Here is a 4,036-nt window from a genome sequence, read left to right as displayed (position 1 = left end):
TCCCTGCACCAGGAGCGAGGTGTGGAGCAGTTCCACCGCCCCCAGGCCCCCCTCAGACCACATGAACGACTCTCGACTTACGAAAGAGGGCTTGACGACCAGTGCTTGACGTCAACTTCTTCGACGAGCTCCGCATCGGCCTGGCCACCGCCGACGACATCCGCCAGTGGTCGCACGGCGAGGTCAAGAAGCCGGAGACCATCAACTACCGCACCCTGAAGCCGGAAAAGGACGGGCTCTTCTGCGAGAAGATCTTCGGCCCCACCCGGGACTGGGAGTGCTACTGCGGTAAGTACAAGCGCGTCCGCTTCAAGGGCATCATCTGCGAGCGCTGCGGCGTCGAGGTGACCCGCGCCAAGGTGCGCCGTGAGCGGATGGGCCACATCGAGCTGGCCGCCCCGGTCACCCACATCTGGTACTTCAAGGGCGTGCCGTCCCGCCTGGGCTACCTGCTGGACCTGGCGCCGAAGGACCTCGAGAAGGTCATCTACTTCGCCGCCTACATGATCACCTGGGTCGACGACGAGCGCCGCCAGCGCGACCTGCCGTCCCTGGAGGCGCACGTCTCGGTCGAGCGCCAGCAGATCGAGAACCGCCGCGACTCCGACCTCGAGGCCCGCGCCAAGAAGGCCGAGACCGACCTGGCCGAGCTGGAGGCCGAGGGCGCCAAGGCCGACGTGCGCCGCAAGGTGCGCGAGGGCGCCGAGCGCGAGATGAAGCAGCTGCGCGACCGCGCGCAGCGCGAGCTCGACCGCCTCGACGAGGTGTGGGCCCGCTTCAAGAACCTCAAGGTCCAGGACCTCGAGGGCGACGAGCTGCTCTACCGCGAGCTGCGCGACCGCTTCGGCACCTACTTCTCCGGCTCGATGGGCGCGGCGGCCCTCAAGGACCGCCTCGAGACCTTCGACCTGGCGGAGGAGTCCGAGCGCCTGCGCGAGATCATCCGCACCGGCAAGGGCCAGAAGAAGACCCGTGCGCTCAAGCGCCTCAAGGTCGTCTCCGCGTTCCTTCAGACCACCAACAAGCCCAACGGCATGGTGCTGGACTGCGTCCCGGTCATCCCGCCGGACCTGCGTCCGATGGTGCAGCTGGACGGTGGCCGCTTCGCGACCTCCGACCTGAACGACCTGTACCGCCGCGTCATCAACCGCAACAACCGCCTGAAGCGCCTGCTCGACCTCGGTGCCCCCGAGATCATCGTGAACAACGAGAAGCGCATGCTCCAGGAGGCCGTCGACGCGCTGTTCGACAACGGCCGCCGCGGCCGTCCGGTCACCGGCCCGGGCAACCGCCCGCTGAAGTCCCTCAGCGACATGCTGAAGGGCAAGCAGGGTCGTTTCCGTCAGAACCTCCTCGGCAAGCGAGTCGACTACTCGGCCCGTTCGGTCATCGTCGTCGGCCCGCAGCTCAAGCTGCACCAGTGCGGTCTGCCGAAGGCCATGGCGCTGGAGCTCTTCAAGCCGTTCGTGATGAAGCGCCTGGTGGACCTGAACCACGCGCAGAACATCAAGTCGGCCAAGCGCATGGTCGAGCGCGCCCGTCCGGTCGTGTGGGACGTCCTCGAAGAGGTCATCGCCGAGCACCCGGTCCTGCTGAACCGTGCGCCCACCCTGCACCGCCTCGGCATCCAGGCCTTCGAGCCGCAGCTGGTCGAGGGCAAGGCCATCCAGATCCACCCGCTCGTCTGCACCGCGTTCAACGCGGACTTCGACGGTGACCAGATGGCCGTCCACCTGCCGCTCTCCGCGGAGGCGCAGGCCGAGGCCCGCATCCTGATGCTGTCCTCGAACAACATCCTGAAGCCGGCCGACGGTCGCCCCGTCACCATGCCGACCCAGGACATGGTGCTCGGTCTGTTCTTCCTGACCTCGGACCGCGACAACGTGAAGGGCGCCGGGCGCACCTTCTCGTCGACCGCCGAGGCGATCATGGCCTTCGACGCCCGCGACCTGGACGTCCAGGCCCCGATCGAGCTGCGCCTGCCGGCCGGCACCGTCCCGCCGCGCGGCTGGACCCCGCCGGTGGACGAGGAGGGCCAGTCCGGCTGGTTCGACGGCGAGCCGTTCCGCCTGACCACCACCCTGGGCCGCGCGCTCTTCAACGAGCTGCTGCCCGAGGACTACCCGTTCGTCGACTACGAGGTGGGCAAGAAGCAGCTCTCCGCGATCGTCAACGACCTGGCGGAGCGCTACCCCAAGGTCGTCGTCGCGGCGACGCTGGACAACCTGAAGGCGGCCGGCTTCCACTGGTCGACCCGCTCGGGCGTCACCGTCTCGATCTCGGACGTCGTCGTCCCGCCGAACAAGCCCCAGATCCTGGAGGGCTACGAGGCGAAGGCGGAGAAGGTCCAGCGTCAGTACGAGCGCGGCCTGATCACCAACGACGAGCGCAAGCAGGAGCTCATCGGCATCTGGACCCAGGCGACCAACGAGGTCGCCGAGGCCATGAACGAGAACTTCCCGAAGACGAACCCCATCTTCATGATGGTCGACTCGGGTGCTCGTGGAAACATGATGCAGATGCGCCAGATCGCCGGTATGCGTGGTCTGGTGTCGAACGCCAAGAACGAGACCATCCCGCGACCCATCAAGGCGTCGTTCCGTGAGGGTCTGTCCGTGCTGGAGTACTTCATCTCCACCCACGGTGCCCGTAAGGGTCTGGCCGACACCGCCCTCCGTACCGCCGACTCCGGCTACCTCACCCGTCGTCTGGTCGACGTCTCCCAGGACGTCATCATTCGCGAGGAGGACTGCGGCACCGAGCGCGGCCTGAAGCTGGCGATCGGCTCCGTGGGCCCGGACGGCGTGCTGCGCAAGGCCGACGACGTCGAGACCAGCGTCTACGCCCGCATGCTGGCCGAGGACATCACGGTGGACGGCAAGCTCCTCGCCACCGCCAACACGGACCTCGGCGACGTCCTGATCGACGAGCTGATCCGCCACGGCATCGGCGAGGTCAAGACCCGCTCGATCCTGACCTGTGAGTCGGCCGTCGGCACCTGCGCCATGTGCTACGGGCGCTCGCTGGCCACCGGCAAGCTGGTCGACATCGGTGAGGCGGTCGGCATCATCGCCGCCCAGTCCATCGGTGAGCCCGGTACCCAGCTGACCATGCGTACCTTCCACACCGGTGGTGTGGCCGGTGACGACATCACCCAGGGTCTGCCGCGTGTCGTCGAGCTCTTCGAGGCCCGTACCCCCAAGGGTGTGGCCCCGATCTCGGAGGCGCAGGGCCGGGTCCGCATCGAGGACACCGAGAAGACCCGCAAGCTGGTCGTCACCCCGGACGACGGCAGCGACGAGATCGCCTACCCGGTCTCGAAGCGCGTGAAGCTGCTGGTCAGCGAGGGCGAGGCGGTCGAGGTCGGCCAGAAGCTGACCATGGGTGCCACCAACCCGCACGACGTCCTGCGCATCATGGGCCAGCGTGCCGTCCAGGTCCACCTGGTCGCCGAGGTCCAGAAGGTCTACAACTCGCAGGGTGTGTCGATCCACGACAAGCACATCGAGATCATCATCCGGCAGATGCTCCGCCGCGTGACGATCATCGAGTCGGGCGACGCCGAGCTGCTGCCCGGCGAGCTGGTCGAGCGCGGTCGCTTCGAGCAGGAGAACCGCCGCGTCGTCGCCGAGGGCGGTCACCCCGCCTCCGGCCGTCCGCAGCTGATGGGTATCACCAAGGCCTCGCTGGCCACCGAGTCCTGGCTGTCGGCCGCCTCCTTCCAGGAGACGACCCGGGTCCTCACCGACGCGGCGATCCACGCCAAGTCGGACCCGCTGCTGGGCCTCAAGGAGAACGTCATCCTCGGTAAGCTCATCCCGGCCGGTACGGGTCTGCCCCGCTACCGCAACATCCGGGTCGAGCCGACCGAGGAGGCCAAGGCCGCGATGTACTCGGCCGTCGGCTACGACGACTACGACCTGTCGCCCTTCGGCGCCGGCTCCGGCCAGGCGGTCCCGCTGGACGACTACGACTACGGCCCGTACACCGGCTGAGTCGCGCGTCACTGACGCAGGGCGGTCACCCCTCACGCGGC

General features: G+C 67.9%; 1 protein-coding gene. It reads left to right on the top strand.

The genetic code is table 11. The annotated features are described in order from the left end of the window. Positions 1-101: 101 nt before the first annotated feature. A complete protein-coding gene (locus ACFU7Z_RS37300) occupies positions 102-3,995 on the top strand; it encodes a DNA-directed RNA polymerase subunit beta' (protein WP_074003974.1) in 3,894 nt (1,297 codons plus the stop codon). The last annotated feature ends 41 nt before the right edge of the window (positions 3,996-4,036 follow it).

The organism is Kitasatospora sp. NPDC057518 (assembly GCF_042802075.1).
GTDB lineage: Bacteria > Actinomycetota > Actinomycetes > Streptomycetales > Streptomycetaceae > Kitasatospora.
The sequence above is the reverse complement of the archived record's forward strand: the minus strand, read 5'-3'. Positions and strand labels throughout refer to the sequence as shown.